The sequence below is a fragment of the Enterobacter sp. HNDS-6 genome (genome assembly GCF_039850505.1).
GTDB classification, from domain to species: Bacteria; Pseudomonadota; Gammaproteobacteria; order Enterobacterales; family Enterobacteriaceae; genus Enterobacter; species Enterobacter kobei.
In genome coordinates this window covers 2,339,144-2,357,427 of sequence record NZ_CP156673.1, presented here as the reverse complement: position 1 = coordinate 2,357,427, position 18,284 = coordinate 2,339,144, and the positions used below count along the sequence as shown (strand labels likewise).

General features: G+C 54.1%; 16 protein-coding genes, 1 tRNA gene and 2 rRNA genes. 11 read left to right on the top strand and 8 right to left on the bottom strand.

All coding sequences use genetic code 11. The features are described 5' to 3' along the window. Nucleotides 1–88: 88 nt before the first annotated feature. Nucleotides 89–220: an entericidin A/B family lipoprotein gene (locus ABFI50_RS11010; protein ID WP_013095266.1), complete on the bottom strand. Its 132-nt coding sequence runs from the start codon at nucleotides 218–220 to the stop codon at nucleotides 89–91. A gap of 48 nt (nucleotides 221–268) precedes the next feature. Further along, nucleotides 269–835 carry an elongation factor P gene (efp, locus tag ABFI50_RS11005; protein ID WP_014882207.1) on the bottom strand — a complete coding sequence of 189 codons (567 nt, stop codon included), beginning with the start codon at nucleotides 833–835 and terminating at the stop codon, nucleotides 269–271. A 40-nt stretch (nucleotides 836–875) separates the two neighbouring features. Here efp and epmB point away from each other — a divergent pair, with 40 nt between their 5' ends. After that, nucleotides 876–1,904 carry an EF-P beta-lysylation protein EpmB gene (gene epmB / locus ABFI50_RS11000; RefSeq protein ID WP_347483973.1) on the top strand — a complete coding sequence of 343 codons (1,029 nt, stop codon included), beginning with the start codon at nucleotides 876–878 and terminating at the stop codon, nucleotides 1,902–1,904. 65 nt (nucleotides 1,905–1,969) lie between these two features. On the opposite strand, the gene ABFI50_RS10995 is transcribed toward epmB, so the two are convergent. After that, nucleotides 1,970–2,323 (bottom strand): DUF4156 domain-containing protein, encoded by a 354-nt coding sequence (locus tag ABFI50_RS10995; RefSeq protein ID WP_014882205.1) that lies wholly within the window; start codon nucleotides 2,321–2,323, stop codon nucleotides 1,970–1,972. Nucleotides 2,324–2,555: 232 nt separating this feature from the next. On the opposite strand from ABFI50_RS10995, the gene ABFI50_RS10990 reads away from it, so the two are divergent. From ABFI50_RS10990 to iadA, 3 genes are read left to right on the top strand one after another with little or no spacing between them, the layout of a single operon-like run. After that, complete coding sequence (locus ABFI50_RS10990) at nucleotides 2,556–3,221, top strand: nucleoside recognition domain-containing protein (protein ID WP_347483971.1); 666 nt, start codon at nucleotides 2,556–2,558, stop codon at nucleotides 3,219–3,221. After that, nucleotides 3,202–3,663 carry a YjiG family protein gene (locus ABFI50_RS10985; protein WP_347483969.1) on the top strand — a complete coding sequence of 154 codons (462 nt, stop codon included), beginning with the start codon at nucleotides 3,202–3,204 and terminating at the stop codon, nucleotides 3,661–3,663. The genes ABFI50_RS10990 and ABFI50_RS10985 overlap by 20 nt, the downstream gene beginning before the upstream one ends. A gap of 10 nt (nucleotides 3,664–3,673) precedes the next feature. Further along, on the top strand, nucleotides 3,674–4,837 hold the full coding sequence (iadA, locus tag ABFI50_RS10980) for a beta-aspartyl-peptidase (RefSeq protein WP_063943819.1): 1,164 nt from the start codon (nucleotides 3,674–3,676) through the stop codon (nucleotides 4,835–4,837). A gap of 73 nt (nucleotides 4,838–4,910) precedes the next feature. Here iadA and groL read toward each other — a convergent pair whose 3' ends face one another. Both groL and ABFI50_RS10970 read right to left on the bottom strand, forming a co-directional pair. Next, the gene (groL, locus tag ABFI50_RS10975; protein ID WP_014882201.1) at nucleotides 4,911–6,554 is read right to left on the bottom strand and encodes a chaperonin GroEL; all 1,644 of its coding nucleotides are present in this window, start codon (nucleotides 6,552–6,554) and stop codon (nucleotides 4,911–4,913) included. Between the two features lie 31 nt (nucleotides 6,555–6,585). Then, nucleotides 6,586–6,879, bottom strand: coding sequence for a co-chaperone GroES (locus ABFI50_RS10970; RefSeq protein ID WP_003855929.1), 294 nt, complete (start codon nucleotides 6,877–6,879; stop codon nucleotides 6,586–6,588). Nucleotides 6,880–7,058: 179 nt separating this feature from the next. On the opposite strand from ABFI50_RS10970, the gene yjeH reads away from it, so the two are divergent. Beyond that, entirely contained in the window at nucleotides 7,059–8,306 is a 1,248-nt protein-coding gene (gene yjeH, locus ABFI50_RS10965) for an L-methionine/branched-chain amino acid transporter (protein ID WP_014882200.1), read from the top strand. Nucleotides 8,307–8,330: 24 nt separating this feature from the next. Here yjeH and ABFI50_RS10960 read toward each other — a convergent pair whose 3' ends face one another. Then, on the bottom strand, nucleotides 8,331–8,795 hold the full coding sequence (locus ABFI50_RS10960) for an FxsA family protein (protein WP_014882199.1): 465 nt from the start codon (nucleotides 8,793–8,795) through the stop codon (nucleotides 8,331–8,333). Nucleotides 8,796–9,130: 335 nt separating this feature from the next. Here ABFI50_RS10960 and aspA point away from each other — a divergent pair, with 335 nt between their 5' ends. The 6 genes from aspA (at nucleotide 9,131) to ABFI50_RS10930 (ending at nucleotide 14,928) form a co-directional block, all read left to right on the top strand. After that, nucleotides 9,131–10,567, top strand: coding sequence for an aspartate ammonia-lyase (gene aspA / locus ABFI50_RS10955; RefSeq protein ID WP_003855923.1), 1,437 nt, complete (start codon nucleotides 9,131–9,133; stop codon nucleotides 10,565–10,567). Between the two features lie 115 nt (nucleotides 10,568–10,682). Then, a complete protein-coding gene (locus tag ABFI50_RS10950) occupies nucleotides 10,683–11,984 on the top strand; it encodes an anaerobic C4-dicarboxylate transporter (RefSeq protein WP_023331834.1) in 1,302 nt (433 codons plus the stop codon). A gap of 113 nt (nucleotides 11,985–12,097) precedes the next feature. Continuing rightward, nucleotides 12,098–12,421 carry a divalent cation tolerance protein CutA gene (cutA, locus tag ABFI50_RS10945; protein ID WP_014882197.1) on the top strand — a complete coding sequence of 108 codons (324 nt, stop codon included), beginning with the start codon at nucleotides 12,098–12,100 and terminating at the stop codon, nucleotides 12,419–12,421. Further along, nucleotides 12,397–14,100, top strand: a complete 1,704-nt coding sequence (locus ABFI50_RS10940) for a protein-disulfide reductase DsbD (protein WP_347483960.1) — start codon at nucleotides 12,397–12,399, stop codon at nucleotides 14,098–14,100. The genes cutA and ABFI50_RS10940 overlap by 25 nt, the downstream gene beginning before the upstream one ends. Nucleotides 14,101–14,149: 49 nt before the next feature. Further along, nucleotides 14,150–14,725 carry a transcriptional regulator gene (locus ABFI50_RS10935; RefSeq protein ID WP_014882195.1) on the top strand — a complete coding sequence of 192 codons (576 nt, stop codon included), beginning with the start codon at nucleotides 14,150–14,152 and terminating at the stop codon, nucleotides 14,723–14,725. A gap of 127 nt (nucleotides 14,726–14,852) precedes the next feature. Further along, a tRNA-Phe gene (locus tag ABFI50_RS10930) sits at nucleotides 14,853–14,928 on the top strand. Nucleotides 14,929–15,144: 216 nt separating this feature from the next. Here ABFI50_RS10930 and rrf read toward each other — a convergent pair. Both rrf and ABFI50_RS10920 read right to left on the bottom strand, forming a co-directional pair. Then, nucleotides 15,145–15,260 (bottom strand): 5S ribosomal RNA (gene rrf / locus ABFI50_RS10925). A 65-nt stretch (nucleotides 15,261–15,325) separates the two neighbouring features. Then, nucleotides 15,326–18,230: ribosomal RNA gene (locus ABFI50_RS10920) — 23S ribosomal RNA — on the bottom strand. Between the last annotated feature and the right edge of the window lie 54 nt (nucleotides 18,231–18,284).

Here is an 18,284-nt window from a genome sequence, read left to right as displayed (position 1 = left end):
AAAGTTGTTTTGTGTATTGCAACTTAAGAATAGACAAGATCCCGCCGATTGACGGACAAGGAAGCATTTTTCGGAAAATTAGACGAGCTTAGCTGGCCGCGTGAGAAATGATATGCCCAAGATCCTGGATATCTTCCCCCATGCCGCGCGTGGTGTTACAGCCAGAAAGCAATGCACTGGAGAGCGCTAACAGAAGCAGAATTTTAACGGTACGTTTCATCATCCCTGCCTGCAAAAATCAGGCGCAGCGGGCGCTGCGCCCTGACTATTACTTCACGCGTGATACGTATTCGCCGGAGCGGGTATCCACTTTGATCACTTCGCCAGTCTGTACGAACAGTGGCACTTTAACCACAGCACCGGTAGACAGCGTCGCTGGTTTACCGCCAGTACCGGCAGTGTCACCTTTCAGACCTGGATCGGTTTCAACGATTTCCAGCTCAACAAAGTTTGGTGGAGTAACAGCGATAGGCTGACCGTTCCACAGGGTCACGATGCACTCAGCCTGATCCAGCAGCCATTTTTCGCTATCGCCAATCGCTTTCGCGTCAGCAGACAGCTGCTCGAAGGTTTCGTTGTTCATGAAGTGCCAGAACTCACCGTCGTTGTACAGGTAAGTCAGGTTCATATCCACAACATCTGCGCCTTCAGCGGAGTCGGTAGACTTGAAAGTTTTCTCAACGCGGGTACCGGTCAGCAGGCGGCGCAGCTTAACGCGTGCGAATGCCTGGCCTTTACCTGGTTTAACGAATTCGCTGGCTTCAACCGCGTACGGTTCGCCGTCCATCATGATTTTAAGACCAGCACGAAAATCGTTGCTATAGTACGTTGCCATAAGGCCCTCTAAATTTGTTAACTGGTAGCTAAGCCACAAAATGGCGCATATTGTAACCCTAAACACCCCGTCCAGAGAAGATTGGTTATCGCAACTTGCCGATGTAATCACCAGTCCTGATGAATTGCTGCGTCTTTTAGACCTCGATCAGCACCCAGAGTTGCTTGCGGGCCGCGAGGCAAAGCGCCTTTTCGCCCTGCGCGTTCCACGCGCGTTTGTTGCGCGCATGGAGAAAGGCAATCCTGACGATCCGCTTTTAAAACAAATCATTACCTTGCAGGATGAGTTTATTACTGCACCAGGGTACAGCACCGATCCCCTGGAAGAGCAGAACAGTGTGGTACCGGGTTTACTGCATAAGTATCTCAACCGCGCCCTGCTGCTGGTCAAAGGCGGCTGCGCGGTAAATTGCCGTTATTGCTTCCGTCGGCACTTCCCTTACTCCGAAAACCAGGGAAATAAGCGCAACTGGCAGGTCGCGCTGGACTATATCGCCGCCCATTCAGAGCTGGATGAGATTATTTTTTCCGGCGGTGACCCGCTGATGGCAAAAGATCATGAGCTGGACTGGCTATTAACCCAGCTTGAGGCCATCCCGCACATCAAACGTCTGCGTATTCACAGCCGTTTACCGATTGTCATTCCGGCACGCATTACTGACGGACTGGTGTCGCGCCTGGCGCAATCCCGCTTGCAGGTGCTGTTGGTGAACCATATTAACCACGCGAATGAAATTGACGATGCATTTCGCGCGGCGATGGCGCGCCTGCGTAAAGTGGGGGTCACGCTACTAAACCAGAGCGTGCTGCTGCGTGGGGTAAATGATAGCACCCGCGTGCTGGCCGACCTCAGCAACGCCCTGTTTGATGCGGGTGTCTTGCCCTATTACCTGCATGTGCTGGACCGCGTGCAGGGTGCGGCGCACTTCATGGTGACCGATGAAGAAGCCCGACAGATTATGCGCGAGCTGTTAACGCTGGTTTCAGGTTATATGGTACCCAAGCTGGCGCGCGAAATTGGCGGAGAGCCAAGTAAGACGCCGCTGGATTTGCAGCTGCGGCAGCACTAAAAGGCAGGTGGCGCTACGCTTACCTGCCCTACAGGGTCCGGGCGCAGCGCCATCACCGCGTTAACTCAGTTCGGGCACTTGTAGACCTGGCCGCTCATCTGGCTGGCGGTTGGCACGAAGCTGGAGAGCATTCCCTGCGTTGGGCTACTCACGCCGTAAATCACATTGCCGCCCATCGCCGCGGCCTGGTTACGCAGGGCATTCGCCGCACCGCGCATAGAGCCGCCCTCTTCACCATGCTGTCCCGACATCCAGTTGCTTTGCTCGCCCGTGGCCGTGCCTAACAGCTGGCATTCGCTACCCGGCTTATCTTCCACAAAGCGAACACCCTGGCCCGCCGCCGACAGCTCATTGCTGGAGCTACAACCCGCCAGCAGCAATGCTGCCCCTACAATCCCTGCACAGACTTTTACGCGCATGTTATTCCTCGTTTTCAATAAGCTGGACAGTAGTTGTCCGTGTCTAAATCTTATACCTAAAAGATGACCAAAAGAAAAATGCCGAGCATTTCTGCGAGCCAGATTCCGCCAGGCACTCCTCCGACATCTTAAATGAATTCTGATAATAGCCTTTGGGATATCGTGTTTTAGCCCTCGATCGTATGTAGTGGTGCGACGTACAACTTTTGTACGCAATGAAAAAGGGGGTTTCATGAGTGCATCATCCTCAGGAGAGGAAAAAGTGACATGGGTAGGCTATCTGGCGTTTGTACTCACCATCGTATTTTTCTCCGGTTTTTTCGCCAAAAGTACTGAATGGTGGCGCGTGCTGGACTTTACCGTCTTAAACGGTAGCTTTGGACCGGTCAACGGCGCCCTGACGTTTCGCGGCACGGGCGGAACGGGGGCGAAAGACGGGTTTTTATTTGCCCTTGAACTGGTGCCCTCGGTCATTTTATCGCTCGGGATCATTGCCGTCACCGAAGGCCTGGGCGGACTGCGTGCCGCACAACAGCTGATGACGCCTATTTTGCGTCCGCTGCTTGGCGTGCCGGGGATCTGCTCTCTGGCCCTTATCGCCAACCTGCAAAACACCGATGCGGCGGCAGGTATGACCAAAGAGCTGACCGACGACGGAGCAATTACCGACCATGAACGCGCCATTTTCGCTACCTTCCAGACCAGCGGAAGCGCCATTATTACCAACTATTTTTCTTCCGGCGCCGCGCTTTTCACGTTTATTACCGTCCCGGTGATCGCGCCGCTGGCCGTCATTCTGGTATTCAAATTTGTTGGCGCTAACTTCCTGCGACTGTGGATCGCCCGTATGGAAGATCATCGTATTCAGGAGGAAAAAAATGATCGCCCAGCCGCGTAAAAATATCATGGACATGTTTATTGATGGTGCCCGCCGCGGCTTTACCATCGCGACCACCAGCCTGCTGCCAAACGTGGTCATGGCATTTGTCATTATTCAGGCGCTGAAGGTGACGGGCCTGCTGGATATCGTGGGCAATGTTTGCGAGCCCGTCATGGCGCTCTGGGGGCTTCCGGGCGCGGCGGCAACGGTCCTTCTGGCCTCGGTGATGAGTATGGGCGGCGGCGTGGGGGTCTGCGCCAGTCTGGTCGCCGCCGGCTCACTCAACGGTCACGATGCCACCATCCTGCTGCCCGCCATCTATTTGATGGGCAATCCGGTGCAAAATACCGGCCGCTGCCTGGGTACCGCAGGCGTGAATCCGAAATATTACTCGCACATTATTACGGTTTGCGTCATTAACGCCCTGCTCTCAATGTGGGTGATGCAGCTACTCTTCTGAGGAGATAAAAATGGATTTTTCAGTGCTGGAACCCCATCTTTTCCGCAACGCACATCTCTACGCCCCGGAGGATCGGGGACATTGCGATCTGCTGATCGCTGGGGGAAAAATTGTTGCGATCGAAAAAGCGGGGCATGCAACAACGCGGATGGCGTGTCCTGAAACCGATCTCGCCGGAGCGGTGATTTGCCCGGGATTTATCGATCAGCACGTGCATCTCATCGGTGGCGGCGGTGAAGCGGGGCCCCACACCCGCACGCCGGAGGTGCGGCTGTCTGCGCTGGTAGCAGCAGGTATCACCTCCGTGGTTGGCCTGCTGGGCACCGACGGCGTCACCCGACACCCTGAATCACTGCTGGCAAAAACACGAGCGCTTGAGCATGAAGGGATCAGCGCGTGGATGCTGACGGGCGCGTACGGACTGCCTTCTCCGACGATTACCGGCAGTATTGAAAAAGATGTGGCGCTGATCGACAAAATCATTGGTGTGAAATGCGCGATTTCCGATCATCGCTCTTCCGCGCCAGCGGACGATCGGCTCGCCAGTATGGCCGCCCAGTCACGCGTCGGCGGGCTATTGGGTGCCAAAGCGGGTATCTCCGTTTTTCACCTCGGCAACAGCCCGAAGCTGCTGGAGCCGCTCCTTAACATTCTGAATAACGCTGACGTTCCCCGCACGAAGCTGCTGCCAACCCACGTTAACCGCGGTGAGGCGCTCTTCCTCGCCGCGCTAAACTATGCTCGCGAAGGGGGTTATATCGATATCACCACCAGCATCAGCGAACCCATTGATGCCGCCACCGCCATTGCGACAGCCCGCGAAGCGCAGGTGCCGTTTAACCGTCTCACGCTCAGCTCGGACGGTAACGGTAGCCAACCGAATTTTGACGCAAATGGCAATCTGGTAGGTATTGGCGTGGCAGGATTCGAATCCCTTCCGGAAACCCTACAGCAGTTGGTCAGCCGCTATCACCTGCCGCTGGAGGAGGCGCTTCTGCCATTTACGCGTAATGTGGCGGAGTTTCTCGGGCTGGAGCATAAAGGACGGATCGCGCCCGGATGCGATGCCGATTTCCTGGTGTTGACGGACGATCTAAAAATCCACGAGGTCTGGGCGAAAGGCCGCCAGATGGTGCGCGAAGGTGTTGTGTGCGTGAAAGGCACCTTTGAGTAGCAGCTGGACAGGCAATAAAAAACCCCGGGCATCGCTGCCCGGGGTTCGTTCTGAGAGGTTCAGAACAACATGATTACATCATGCCGCCCATACCACCCATGCCGCCCATACCAGCAGCACCTAAGTCAGGCGCGTCGCCTTTAGGCATATCAGTAACCATGCACTCGGTGGTGATCATCAGGCCAGCTACAGATGCCGCATACTGCAGAGCAGAACGGGTAACTTTAGTTGGGTCCAGAATACCGAAGTCGATCATGTTGCCGTATTCTTCAGTTGCCGCGTTGTAACCGTAGTTACCTTCGCCCGCTTTCACGTTGTTCGCAACCACAGATGGCTCTTCACCGGCGTTAGAAACGATCTGACGCAGAGGCGCTTCCATTGCGCGCAGCGCAACTTTGATACCCACGTTCTGGTCTTCGTTCTGTGCAGTCAGGCCAGCCAGTTTAGCGGCAACACGCACCAGCGCAACGCCACCACCAGCAACCACGCCTTCTTCTACCGCAGCACGGGTCGCGTGCAGGGCATCGTCAACGCGCGCTTTTTTCTCTTTCATTTCAACTTCGGTCGCAGCACCGACTTTGATAACAGCGACACCACCTGCCAGTTTCGCTACGCGCTCCTGCAGTTTTTCACGGTCGTAATCAGAGGTTGCTTCTTCGATCTGCTTACGGATCTGACCAACACGGCCCTGAATAGCGGCTTCTTCACCCACACCGTCGATGATGGTGGTGGTGTCTTTGTTGATCACAACGCGTTTTGCCTGGCCCAGGTCTTCCAGGGTCGCTTTTTCCAGCTCCATACCGATCTCTTCAGAGATAACGGTACCGCCAGTCAGGGTAGCGATATCCTGCAGCATCGCTTTACGACGATCGCCGAAGCCAGGTGCTTTAACCGCAGCCACTTTCACGATGCCACGCATGGTGTTAACCACCAGGGTCGCCAGCGCTTCGCCTTCAACGTCTTCAGCGATGATAACCAGCGGTTTGCCTGCTTTCGCAACGGCTTCCAGCACTGGCAGCATTTCGCGGATGTTGGAGATTTTCTTGTCAGCCAGCAGGATGAACGGGCTTTCCAGCTCAACAGCGCCAGTCTCTGGCTTGTTGATGAAGTATGGGGACAGGTAGCCGCGGTCGAACTGCATACCTTCAACCACGTCCAGTTCGTCTTCCAGACCGGTACCGTCTTCAACGGTGATAACGCCTTCTTTACCGACTTTGTCCATCGCTTCAGCGATCAGTTTACCTACGGTTTCGTCGGAGTTAGCGGAGATGGTACCTACCTGAGCAATGGCTTTGGAGTCAGAGCACGGTACGGACAGCGCTTTCAGCTCTTCAACAGCGGAAGCGACAGCTTTGTCGATACCACGTTTCAGATCCATTGGGTTCATGCCCGCAGCAACGGCTTTCAGACCTTCAGTGATGATAGCCTGCGCCAGTACGGTCGCGGTGGTGGTACCGTCACCTGCAGCATCGTTCGCTTTAGAGGCAACTTCTTTCACCATCTGCGCACCCATGTTTTCGAACTTGTCTTCCAGTTCGATTTCACGTGCTACAGAAACACCATCTTTGGTGATGGTTGGCGCGCCGAAGGATTTATCCAGCACTACGTTACGGCCTTTCGGGCCCAGGGTCACTTTAACTGCATCGGCCAGTACGTTTACGCCGCGGAGCATTTTTACACGAGCGTCGTTACCGAATTTTACGTCTTTAGCTGCCATGTTCTTATTTCCTCAAATTCTCGTGCGTAAATTACGCTTCAACAATTGCCAGAATGTCGCTCTCGGACATGATCAACACTTCTTCATTGTCGATCTTCTCGGATTTCACGCCGTAGCCATCGTTGAAAATTACGATGTCACCAACTTTAACGTCCAGCGGCTGCACAGTTCCGTTTTCCAGGATGCGGCCCTTACCGACAGCGATGATTTCGCCACGCGTTGATTTGGCTGCAGCAGAACCGGTCAGAACGATGCCGCCAGCAGACTTGGTTTCAACTTCTTTACGTTTGACGATCACACGATCATGTAACGGACGAATACTCATTGATAGCTCTCCTTTGAGAAAGTCATTATCAGTTATGGATGACGCCGGCCCGCATGCGGTTTTCCGACTAGTGCCCTGAGAGATGGGGATAGCTTTTTCCCCCTTCAAGGGGGAGTTGAAAAAAAATTTTGCGAAAGTGTTACCATCCCCTCTCTTTTGGTATTGGCAGGACGATGTCAATGAGTGGACTTAAACAGGAGTTGGGGCTGGCGCAGGGCGTTGGCCTGCTCTCAACCTCCTTGTTAGGTACGGGCGTATTTGCCGTACCCGCACTGGCGGCGCTGGTAGCAGGCAATAACAGCCTGTGGGCGTGGCCGGTGCTGATTGTGCTGGTGTTTCCGATAGCCATTGTGTTTGCCATCCTCGGGCGGCACTTCCCTGACGCAGGCGGTGTGGCGCACTTTGTCGGGCTGGCGTTTGGCCCGCGACTGAAGCGTGTTACCGGCTGGCTGTTTCTCTCGGTGATCCCGGTGGGTCTTCCTGCGGCATTGCATATTGCAACCGGCTTTGGACAGGCGCTGTTTGGCTGGCATAACGAGCAGCTCCTGCTGGCTGAACTGGGTACGCTGGCCATTGTCTGGTGGGTGGGCTCACGCGGCGCCAGCTCAAGTGCAAACCTGCAGACGCTGGTTGCGGTACTGATTGTTGCGCTCGTTGCGGCTGTCTGGTGGGCGGGCGATATCACAATTAAGGACATTCCCTTCCCGGCAGCGACAAACATTGACCATTCACAGCTTTTCGCCGCCCTTGCCGTTATGTTCTGGTGTTTTGTGGGTCTCGAAGCGTTCGCCCATCTGGCCTCTGAATTTAAGCAGCCTGAGCGCGATTTTCCGCGCGCGCTGATGATTGGCCTGCTGCTGGCAGGAACAGTTTACTGGGCCTGCACCGTGCTGGTATTGCACTTCAACGCATTCGGTGCGGATAAAGCGGCTGCCGCGTCACTGCCGGGCATAGTGGTACACCTGTTTGGCGTAAAAGCGCTGTGGGTCGCATGTATGATTGGCTATCTCGCCTGTTTTGCCAGCCTGAATATTTATATCCAGAGCTTTGCCCGTCTGGTGTGGTCGCAGGCGCTTTATAATCCTGAAAGCCGTCTTGCGCAGTTGTCCAAACGTCAACTTCCGGTGAATGCACTGAATACCGTGCTGGGCTGCTGCGTGTTGAGTACGCTGGGTATTTACGTACTGAAAATCAATCTGGATGCCCTGATCGTCTACGCCAACGGCATTTTCATTATGATCTATCTGCTGTGCATGCTGGCGGGCTGTCGTCTGCTGGAAGGCCGTTATAAAGCACTGGCGGTCGTCGGGGGTGTGCTTTGCCTGCTGTTGCTGGCAATGGTGGGATGGAAGAGTGTGTATGCCATCGTCATGCTGGCAGGGCTGTGGCTGTTTTTACCGAAGCGGCAAAATCCGCAGGCCCGGTGAGCGATGCGCCACCGGGCATAAAAATCACCGATCGTCTTTGTGGTCTAAACGGTCGTGCTGTTCATCCTTACGCTGATACTCCCCTTCAAACGTATCGCCCGGGCCCGTACTGAAGCCACCACCCGGCATACGGCTAAAACGCAGATGCGGCAGCAGCTTCATGGTCAGGTGTTTTTGCACTGGCGGCAGAAGCAGCAAAAGGCCGAGGAAGTCGGTAAAGAAGCCAGGCAGAATAAGCAGCAGACCCGCGATAATCAGCGACACGCTTTTGATCATCTCTTCTGCCGGGCTTTCGCCTGCAGCCATCTTCTGCTGCATTATCAGGAAATTTTTGAAACCCTGGTTACGCACCAGCGACATGCCGATGACGGAGGTGAAAATCACCAGAACCAGCGTCAGCAGGACGCCCAGTACATGGGCAACCTGGATAAAAATGGAAATCTCAATGTAAACATAGAGAAAGAAAGCAATAAATGGTATCCAGCGCACTGGCATCTCCTGTAGGGCAGGTGCCGTCAGGCCCCTGTCTGAATGTGTTCGCGACGCGCGTTTGTATGAAATGGTGGCAGTTAGCGAAAATTCAATCGGTTTGCACGGATATTTTTTCTGGAAATATTAAAGCGGTGACACATTTCACAGATTAATAATTATCATGGAATCGGCTCGATAATAAGTGATCCAGCTTACGGCAATTCGCTATCATCAGCATATGATCTCGAGCATCTGGCTGATTGAGGGAATAATCGTCGGTCAGAAAATATTCAAAACCACATATATACTGTGTGTTTAGTACAATCCATCGGCAGCTTGAAAAGAAGGTTCACATGTTAAACAACATTCGTATCGAAGAAGACTTGTTGGGTACCAGGGAAGTTCCAGCGGATGCCTACTATGGTGTTCACACTCTGAGAGCGATTGAAAACTTCTACATCAGCAACAGCAAAATCAGCGACATCCCTGAGTTTGTCCGTGGCATGGTGATGGTGAAGAAAGCCGCAGCGCTGGCTAACAAAGAGCTGCAAACCATTCCTAAAAGCGCGGCAAATGCGATTATCGCTGCCTGCGATGAAGTGCTGAACAACGGCAAATGCATGGACCAGTTCCCGGTTGACGTCTATCAGGGCGGCGCGGGTACCTCCGTCAACATGAATACCAACGAAGTACTGGCAAACATCGGCCTGGAGCTGATGGGTCATCAGAAAGGTGAATACCAGTACCTGAACCCGAACGACCACGTTAACAAATGCCAGTCCACCAACGACGCCTACCCAACCGGCTTCCGTATCGCGGTGTATGCCTCCGTGGTGAAACTGGTGGACGCCATCAACCAACTGGGCGATGGCTTCCAGCGTAAAGCGGTTGAGTTCCAGGATATCCTGAAAATGGGTCGTACCCAGTTACAGGACGCAGTGCCAATGACGCTGGGCCAGGAATTCCACGCATTTAACGTGCTGCTGAATGAAGAGACCAAAAACCTGCTGCGCACCTCTGAGCTGCTGCTGGAAGTGAACCTGGGCGCAACCGCCATCGGTACGCGTCTGAACACCCCGGATGGCTATCAGCAGCTGGCGGTTCAGAAGCTGGCTGAAGTGTCCAACCTGCCGGTCGTGCCTGCGGAAGACCTGATTGAAGCCACCTCCGACTGCGGCGCGTACGTGATGGTACACAGCGCACTGAAACGTCTGGCGGTGAAACTGTCCAAAATCTGTAATGACCTGCGCCTGCTCTCTTCCGGCCCGCGCGCTGGCCTGAACGAAATCAACCTGCCAGAGCTGCAGGCGGGTTCGTCCATCATGCCAGCTAAGGTGAACCCGGTCGTGCCAGAAGTGGTGAACCAGGTTTGCTTCAAAGTCATCGGTAACGACACTACCGTGACGATGGCCTCCGAGGCCGGTCAGCTGCAGCTGAACGTAATGGAGCCCGTGATTGGCCAGGCGATGTTCGAATCTATCCACATCCTGACTAACGCCTGCTACAACCTGCTGGAAAAATGCATTAACGGCATTACCGCAAATAAAGAAGTGTGTGAAGGCTACGTTTACAACTCTATCGGGATCGTCACCTACCTCAACCCGTTCATCGGTCACCATAACGGTGACATCGTCGGTAAGATTTGTGCCGAAACCGGTAAGAGCGTGCGTGAAGTGGTGCTGGAGCGCGGACTGTTGACCGAGGCTGAGCTGGACGATATCTTCTCCGCCCAGAACCTGATGCACCCGGCATATAAAGCGAAACGATATACCGATGAAAGCGAACAGTAACCGTTCAGGCTAGGCTTTTAAAGGCACGTCACTTGTGACGTGCCTTTTTTCTTTTTAGGCGTTACCAAAATACAACAATTCAATATCAACTTGTTAATAAGCAAGGCAGGTCCTTATGTTTGGAGCAGAACTCGTCATCGTCTTGTTGGCGATTTATTTGGGAGCAAGACTCGGGGGTATCGGCATCGGTTTTGCCGGCGGTCTCGGGGTGCTCGTTCTTACCCTTATCTTTCAGATTAAACCCGGCGCAATCCCCTTTGACGTTATCGAAATCATCATGGCAGTTATTGCCGCTATCGCCGCTATGCAGGTGGCAGGCGGTATGGACTACCTGGTGAGTCTGGCGGAGCGTATGCTGCGCCGCCATCCTAAATACATTACCTTCCTTGCCCCGCTGGTCACCTGGTTTATGACCATTCTCGCGGGAACTGGCCACACGGCGTTCTCCACGCTGCCGGTGATTACCGAAGTGGCAAAAGAACAGGGGATTCGCCCGTCTCGTCCCCTCTCTATTGCCGTCGTTGCGTCTCAGATTGCCATCACCGCGTCGCCGATCTCTGCCGCCGTGGTCTTCTTCGCCGGTATCCTTGAGCCGATGGGCGTGAGCTACCTGACGCTGCTGGCGATCTGTATTCCGGTGACGCTGATTGCGGTCATGATTACTGCCGTGCTGTGTAACTTCCTCGGTGCCGAACTGAAAGACGATCCGGTTTACCAGGAGCGTCTGGCAAAAGGTGAAGTGAGACTGCGCGGTAGCCAGGTCTTCGAACTGAAGCCGCACGCAAAGCGCTCCGTACTGCTGTTCCTGATTGGTATCGTCGCAGTGATGTTCTACGCAACCGCCATCAGTGACACCGTGGGGCTGATTCAGAACCCGGTTCTGCCGCGTAACGAAGCGATTGTGGTGTTCATGCTGACTATCGCGACGCTGATTAGCATCACCTGTAAAATCGACACCAGCGAAGTGCTGAACGCCAGTACCTTTAAATCCGGTATGAGTGCCTGCGTGTGTGTACTGGGTGTGGCATGGCTCGGCGATACTTTCGTGAAGGCGCATATCAGCGATATCCAGACCGTAGCCGGCGACCTGCTGCACAACTACCCGTGGCTGCTGGCGGTCGTGCTGTTCTTTGCTGCGACCCTGCTTTACTCCCAGGCAGCAACCACCAAAGCGCTGATGCCTGCGGCACTCATGTTAGGCGTAACGCCGCTGACGGCGATTGCCTCTTTCGCAGCCGTTTCCGCACTGTTCGTTCTGCCAACCTACCCAACCCTGCTGGCAGCGGTTGAAATGGATGACACTGGCTCTACCCGTATCGGTAAATACGTGTTTAACCACGCGTTTCTGATCCCGGGCGTGGTAGCAATTACGCTTTGCGTCATCCTCGGCTTTATCATCGGTGGCATTGTGCTGTAAACCTTCAGCCGTTGTAAAAATAGTTAAAATCGGGCCGCACTGCGGCCCGATTCATTAATGACCAATCGTCTTGCGTGATATAGTGAAGACTTTCGTGATGAGGAGGTCGACTTGTGAACACGCCTGATGCCGTTGTCGTACTGTGTACCGCCCCTGATGAAGCCTCTGCCCAGGATCTCGCCGCCAAAGTGCTGGCCGAAAAATGGGCAGCCTGCGTAACGCTTCTCCCCGGCGCAACCTCCCTTTATTACTGGGAAGGCAAGCTGGAGCAGGAGTACGAAGTCCAGATGTTGCTTAAAACCAACCGGGCGAACCAGCAGGCGCTCCTCGACTGCCTCAAGTCTCATCATCCTTACCAAACTCCAGAGCTGCTGGTGCTGCCAGTGCTCCATGGCGATAACGACTATCTCACATGGCTCAACGCTTCCTTACGCTGATCCTGCTGCTGTGCAGCACATCAGTATTTGCCGGGTTGTTTGACGCACCCGGCCGTTCAAACTTTATTCCTGCCGACCAGGCGTTTGTTTTCGATTTTCAGCAGAACCAGCACGATCTCAATCTGACCTGGCAGGTGAAAGAGGGTTACTACCTTTACCGCAAACAGGTCAGCATCACGTCCGCAAAGGCTAACGTCGGCGCATTGCAGATGCCCGCGGGCGAGTGGCACGAGGACGAGTTCTACGGTAAGAGTGAAATCTATCGTCAGCGCTTAAACGTACCCGTCACGGTGAATCAGGCGGATAAAGGCGCCACGCTGACGGTGACGTATCAGGGCTGTGCCGACGCGGGCTTCTGCTATCCTCCTGAAACGAAGGTCGTTCCGCTTACTGAAGTTAAAGCGGCTGCCTCCCCTCTCCCCTCGTGGGAGAGGGCCAGGGTGAAGGGAGAAGGCGAAGCCACTTCAGATCTTCCCTTCTCAGCGTTTTGGGCGCTACTGATTGGTATTGGCATTGCCTTTACGCCGTGTGTACTGCCCATGTACCCGCTGATCTCCGGGATTGTGCTAGGCGGTAAGCAACGGCTTTCCACCGCCCGGGCGCTGCTGCTGGCTTTTATTTATGTCCAGGGCATGGCATTAACCTACACGGCGCTCGGCCTCGTGGTCGCCGCCGCTGGATTGCAATTCCAGGCAGCGCTTCAGCATCCTTACGTGCTTATTGGTCTGTCAGTTGTCTTTATTCTTTTGGCGCTGTCGATGTTTGGCCTGTTCACTCTGCAACTGCCCTCTTCGCTGCAAACCCGCTTAACGCTGATGAGTAATCGTCAGCAGGGAGGATCTGCAGGCGGCGTGTTCGCAATGGGTGCAATTGCCGGGCTAATCTGTTCACCCTGCACCACTGCGCCGCTCAGCGCCATCCTGCTGTACATCGCCCAGAGCGGCAATATGTGGCTCGGTGGCGGAACGCTGTATCTTTATGCGCTGGGGATGGGTCTGCCGCTCATTCTTGTGACGGTCTTTGGTAATCGTCTGCTGCCGAAAAGCGGACCGTGGATGGAGACGGTGAAAACCGCGTTTGGTTTTGTCATTCTGGCGCTACCGGTGTTCCTGCTGGAGCGCATCATCGGAGACGAGTGGGGAAGGCGTCTGTGGGCGATGCTTGGCGTCGCATTCTTCTCCTGGGCATTTATCGTCAGCCTGGGGGCGAAAAAGCCATGGATGCGCCTTGTGCAAATCCTGCTGCTGGCGGCTGCACTGGTCAGCGTGCGTCCGCTGCAGGACTGGGCATTTGGCACGCCGGTGGGTCAGACGCAGGCGCATCTGGACTTCACCCGCATTAACAATGTCGATGAGCTCAATAGCGCCCTGGCTCAGGCAAAAGGTAAACCGGTGATGCTCGATCTCTATGCTGACTGGTGTGTTGCCTGCAAAGAGTTTGAAAAATACACCTTTAGCGATCCTCAGGTACAAAGCGCCCTGAAAGAGACGGTGTTGCTTCAGGCAAACGTCACGGCCAACAATGAGCAGGATAAGACTCTGCTTAAGCACCTTAACGTACTCGGGCTGCCAACCATTTTATTCTTCAATGAACAAGGGGAAGAGCAGCCAGAACAGCGTGTAACCGGGTTTATGGATTCAACGGCATTCAGCGCGCATTTGCGCAATCGCCAACCGTAAACAACACTTTAGACGGGACATACCGTTGGGAATAGCGGAGGAGATAACCGTGCAACGTGAAGACGTACTGGGACAAGCCCTGCAATTACTTGAGATTCAAGGGATCGCCAGCACCACGCTTGAGATGGTAGCCGACCGTATCGATTACCCTCTGGATGAGTTAACGCGCTTCTGGCCGGATAAAGAGGCCCTGCTTTATGATGCGCTGCGCTACCTTAGCCAGCAGGTGGATATCTGGCGCAGACAGCTGATGCTTAATGAAGAACTGACGGCTGAGCAAAAGCTGTTGGCTCGCTACACCGCCCTGACTGAATGTGTCAGTAACAATCGTTATCCGGGCTGCCTGTTTATTGCCGCCTGTACATTTTATCCCGATCCCGGGCATCCAATACATCAGCTGGCGGATCAGCAAAAGCGTGCGGCGCATGACTTCACTCACGAGCTACTGACAACGCTTGAAGTGGATGACCCGGCAATGGTCGCTAAGCAAATGGAGCTGGTACTGGAGGGTTGTCTGAGCCGCATGCTGGTGAATCGTAGCCAGGCCGATGTGGATACGGCGCACCGCCTGGCGGAAGATATTCTTCGCTTTGCTCAGTGTCGTATGGGCGGGGCGTTGACGTAAGCGAATCAGCGAAATTTGGTCTTTTCGGCGCGTAAACCGCCAGATTGCCGTAAAGTTAAGCAATTGAACAGCTTTCCCCGAAATAATGTTGACGATAAGGCGCGATTGCGGTTTAATGCGCTCCGTTGCCCGGATAGCTCAGTCGGTAGAGCAGGGGATTGAAAATCCCCGTGTCCTTGGTTCGATTCCGAGTCCGGGCACCACTATTTAAAGAACCCAGCCTATGGCTGGGTTTTTGCTTTTCTGCGTTTATAAATCCCTTCTTTTATATTCTTGCTTCTCTTTCCGGTGAGATCGTGCAATCTGCTTTGCCGGATGGCGGCTTTGCCTTATCCGTCCTACGGGAAAATTTCAAGGAGAGGAATAAAACCCAAAGCAAAAAACCCCGCACCTTACGGTACGGGGTTCTTCTATTTGATGCCTGGCAGTTCCCTACTCTCACATGGGGAGACCCCACACTACCATCGGCGCTACGGCGTTTCACTTCTGAGTTCGGCATGGGGTCAGGTGGGACCACCGCGCTAAAGCCGCCAGGCAAATTCTGTTATCTGTATCAGGCTGAAAATCGTCTCTCTCACGCCAAAACAGCTTCGGCGTTGTAAGGTTAAGCCTCACGGTTCATTAGTATCGGTTAGCTCAACGCATCGCTGCGCTTACACACCCGACCTATCAACGTCGTCGTCTTCAACGTTCCTTCAGGAGACTTATAGTCTCAGGGAGAACTCATCTCGGGGCAAGTTTCGTGCTTAGATGCTTTCAGCACTTATCTCTTCCGCATTTAGCTACCGGGCAGTGCCATTGGCATGACAACCCGAACACCAGTGATGCGTCCACTCCGGTCCTCTCGTACTAGGAGCAGCCCCCCTCAATTCTCCAGCGCCCACGGCAGATAGGGACCGAACTGTCTCACGACGTTCTAAACCCAGCTCGCGTACCACTTTAAATGGCGAACAGCCATACCCTTGGGACCTACTTCAGCCCCAGGATGTGATGAGCCGACATCGAGGTGCCAAACACCGCCGTCGATATGAACTCTTGGGCGGTATCAGCCTGTTATCCCCGGAGTACCTTTTATCCGTTGAGCGATGGCCCTTCCATTCAGAACCACCGGATCACTATGACCTGCTTTCGCACCTGCTCGAGCCGTCACTCTCGCAGTCAAGCTAGCTTATGCCATTGCACTAACCTCCTGATGTCCGACCAGGATTAGCTAACCTTCGTGCTCCTCCGTTACTCTTTGGGAGGAGACCGCCCCAGTCAAACTACCCACCAGACACTGTCCGCAACCCGGATTACGGGTCTACGTTAGAACACCAGCCATTAAAGGGTGGTATTTCAAGGTCGGCTCCACGCAGACTGGCGTCCACGCTTCAAAGCCTCCCACCTATCCTACACATCAAGGACCAGTGTTCAGTGTCAAGCTATAGTAAAGGTTCACGGGGTCTTTCCGTCTTGCCGCGGGTACACTGCATCTTCACAGCGAGTTCAATTTCACTGAGTCTCGGGTGGAGACAGCCTGGCCATCATTACGCCATTCGTGCAGGTCGGAACTTACCCGACAAGGAATTTCGCTACCTTAGGACCGTTATAGTTACGGCCGCCGTTTACCGGGGCTTCGATCAAGAGCTTCGCGTTGCCGCTAACCCCATCAATTAACCTTCCGGCACCGGGCAGGCGTCACACCGTATACGTCCACTTTCGTGTTTGCACAGTGCTGTGTTTTTAATAAACAGTTGCAGCCAGCTGGTATCTTCGACTGATTTCAGCTCCACCCGCAGGGGCTTCACCTACATATCAGCGTGCCTTCTCCCGAAGTTACGGCACCATTTTGCCTAGTTCCTTCACCCGAGTTCTCTCAAGCGCCTTGGTATTCTCTACCTGACCACCTGTGTCGGTTTGGGGTACGATTTCGTGTTACCTGATGCTTAGAGGCTTTTCCTGGAAGCAGGGCATTTGTTACTTCAGCACCGTAGTGCCTCGTCATCACACCTCAGCGTTAATAAGGTACCGGATTTACCTGGAACCTCCGCCTACATGCTTAAACCGGGACAACCGTCGCCCGGCTAACATAGCCTTCTCCGTCCCCCCTTCGCAGTAACACCAAGTACAGGAATATTAACCTGTTTCCCATCGACTACGCCTTTCGGCCTCGCCTTAGGGGTCGACTCACCCTGCCCCGATTAACGTTGGACAGGAACCCTTGGTCTTCCGGCGAGCGGGCTTTTCACCCGCTTTATCGTTACTTATGTCAGCATTCGCACTTCTGATACCTCCAGCAACCCTCACAGGCCACCTTCAACGGCTTACAGAACGCTCCCCTACCCAACAACACATAGTGTCGCTGCCGCAGCTTCGGTGCATGGTTTAGCCCCGTTACATCTTCCGCGCAGGCCGACTCGACCAGTGAGCTATTACGCTTTCTTTAAATGATGGCTGCTTCTAAGCCAACATCCTGGCTGTCTGTGCCTTCCCACATCGTTTCCCACTTAACCATGACTTTGGGACCTTAGCTGGCGGTCTGGGTTGTTTCCCTCTTCACGACGGACGTTAGCACCCGCCGTGTGTCTCCCGTGATAACATTCTTCGGTATTCGTAGTTTGCATCGGGTTGGTAAGCCGGGATGGCCCCCTAGCCGAAACAGTGCTCTACCCCCGAAGATGAGTTCACGAGGCGCTACCTAAATAGCTTTCGGGGAGAACCAGCTATCTCCCGGTTTGATTGGCCTTTCACCCCCAGCCACAGGTCATCCGCTAATTTTTCAACATTAGTCGGTTCGGTCCTCCAGTTAGTGTTACCCAACCTTCAACCTGCCCATGGCTAGATCACCGGGTTTCGGGTCTATACCCTGCAACTTAACGCCCAGTTAAGACTCGGTTTCCCTTCGGCTCCCCTATACGGTTAACCTTGCTACAGAATATAAGTCGCTGACCCATTATACAAAAGGTACGCAGTCACCTAACAAGTAGGCTCCCACTGCTTGTACGTACACGGTTTCAGGTTCTTTTTCACTCCCCTCGCCGGGGTTCTTTTCGCCTTTCCCTCACGGTACTGGTTCACTATCGGTCAGTCAGGAGTATTTAGCCTTGGAGGATGGTCCCCCCATATTCAGACAGGATACCACGTGTCCCGCCCTACTCTTCGAGTTCACAACCTGTGCATTTTCGTGTACGGGACTATCACCCTGTACCGTCGGACTTTCCAGACCGTTCCACTAACACACAAGCTGATTCAGACTCCGGGCTGCTCCCCGTTCGCTCGCCGCTACTGGGGGAATCTCGGTTGATTTCTTTTCCTCGGGGTACTTAGATGTTTCAGTTCCCCCGGTTCGCCTCGTTAACCTATGTATTCAGTTAACGATAGTGTGACGAATCACACTGGGTTTCCCCATTCGGACATCGCCGGGTCAAAGGTTCATATCACCTCGCCGGCGCTTTTCGCAGATTAGCACGTCCTTCATCGCCTCTGACTGCCAGGGCATCCACCGTGTACGCTTAGTCGCTTAACCTCACAACCCGAAGATGTTTCTTTCGATTCATCATCGGTTTGCGAAAATTTGAGA

Coding starts and splice junctions, on each gene's coding strand:
- yjeH (WP_014882200.1), top strand. CDS start 7,059: ATGAGTGGACTTAAACAGGAGTTGGGGCTGGCGCAGGGCGTTGGCCTG.
- iadA (WP_063943819.1), top strand. CDS start 3,674: ATGGATTTTTCAGTGCTGGAACCCCATCTTTTCCGCAACGCACATCTC.
- ABFI50_RS10970 (WP_003855929.1), bottom strand. CDS start 6,879: ATGAGTATTCGTCCGTTACATGATCGTGTGATCGTCAAACGTAAAGAA.
- epmB (WP_347483973.1), top strand. CDS start 876: ATGGCGCATATTGTAACCCTAAACACCCCGTCCAGAGAAGATTGGTTA.
- groL (WP_014882201.1), bottom strand. CDS start 6,554: ATGGCAGCTAAAGACGTAAAATTCGGTAACGACGCTCGTGTAAAAATG.
- aspA (WP_003855923.1), top strand. CDS start 9,131: ATGTTAAACAACATTCGTATCGAAGAAGACTTGTTGGGTACCAGGGAA.
- ABFI50_RS10985 (WP_347483969.1), top strand. CDS start 3,202: ATGATCGCCCAGCCGCGTAAAAATATCATGGACATGTTTATTGATGGT.
- ABFI50_RS10950 (WP_023331834.1), top strand. CDS start 10,683: ATGTTTGGAGCAGAACTCGTCATCGTCTTGTTGGCGATTTATTTGGGA.
- efp (WP_014882207.1), bottom strand. CDS start 835: ATGGCAACGTACTATAGCAACGATTTTCGTGCTGGTCTTAAAATCATG.
- ABFI50_RS10995 (WP_014882205.1), bottom strand. CDS start 2,323: ATGCGCGTAAAAGTCTGTGCAGGGATTGTAGGGGCAGCATTGCTGCTG.
- ABFI50_RS10940 (WP_347483960.1), top strand. CDS start 12,397: ATGGCTCAACGCTTCCTTACGCTGATCCTGCTGCTGTGCAGCACATCA.
- ABFI50_RS11010 (WP_013095266.1), bottom strand. CDS start 220: ATGAAACGTACCGTTAAAATTCTGCTTCTGTTAGCGCTCTCCAGTGCA.
- ABFI50_RS10990 (WP_347483971.1), top strand. CDS start 2,556: ATGAGTGCATCATCCTCAGGAGAGGAAAAAGTGACATGGGTAGGCTAT.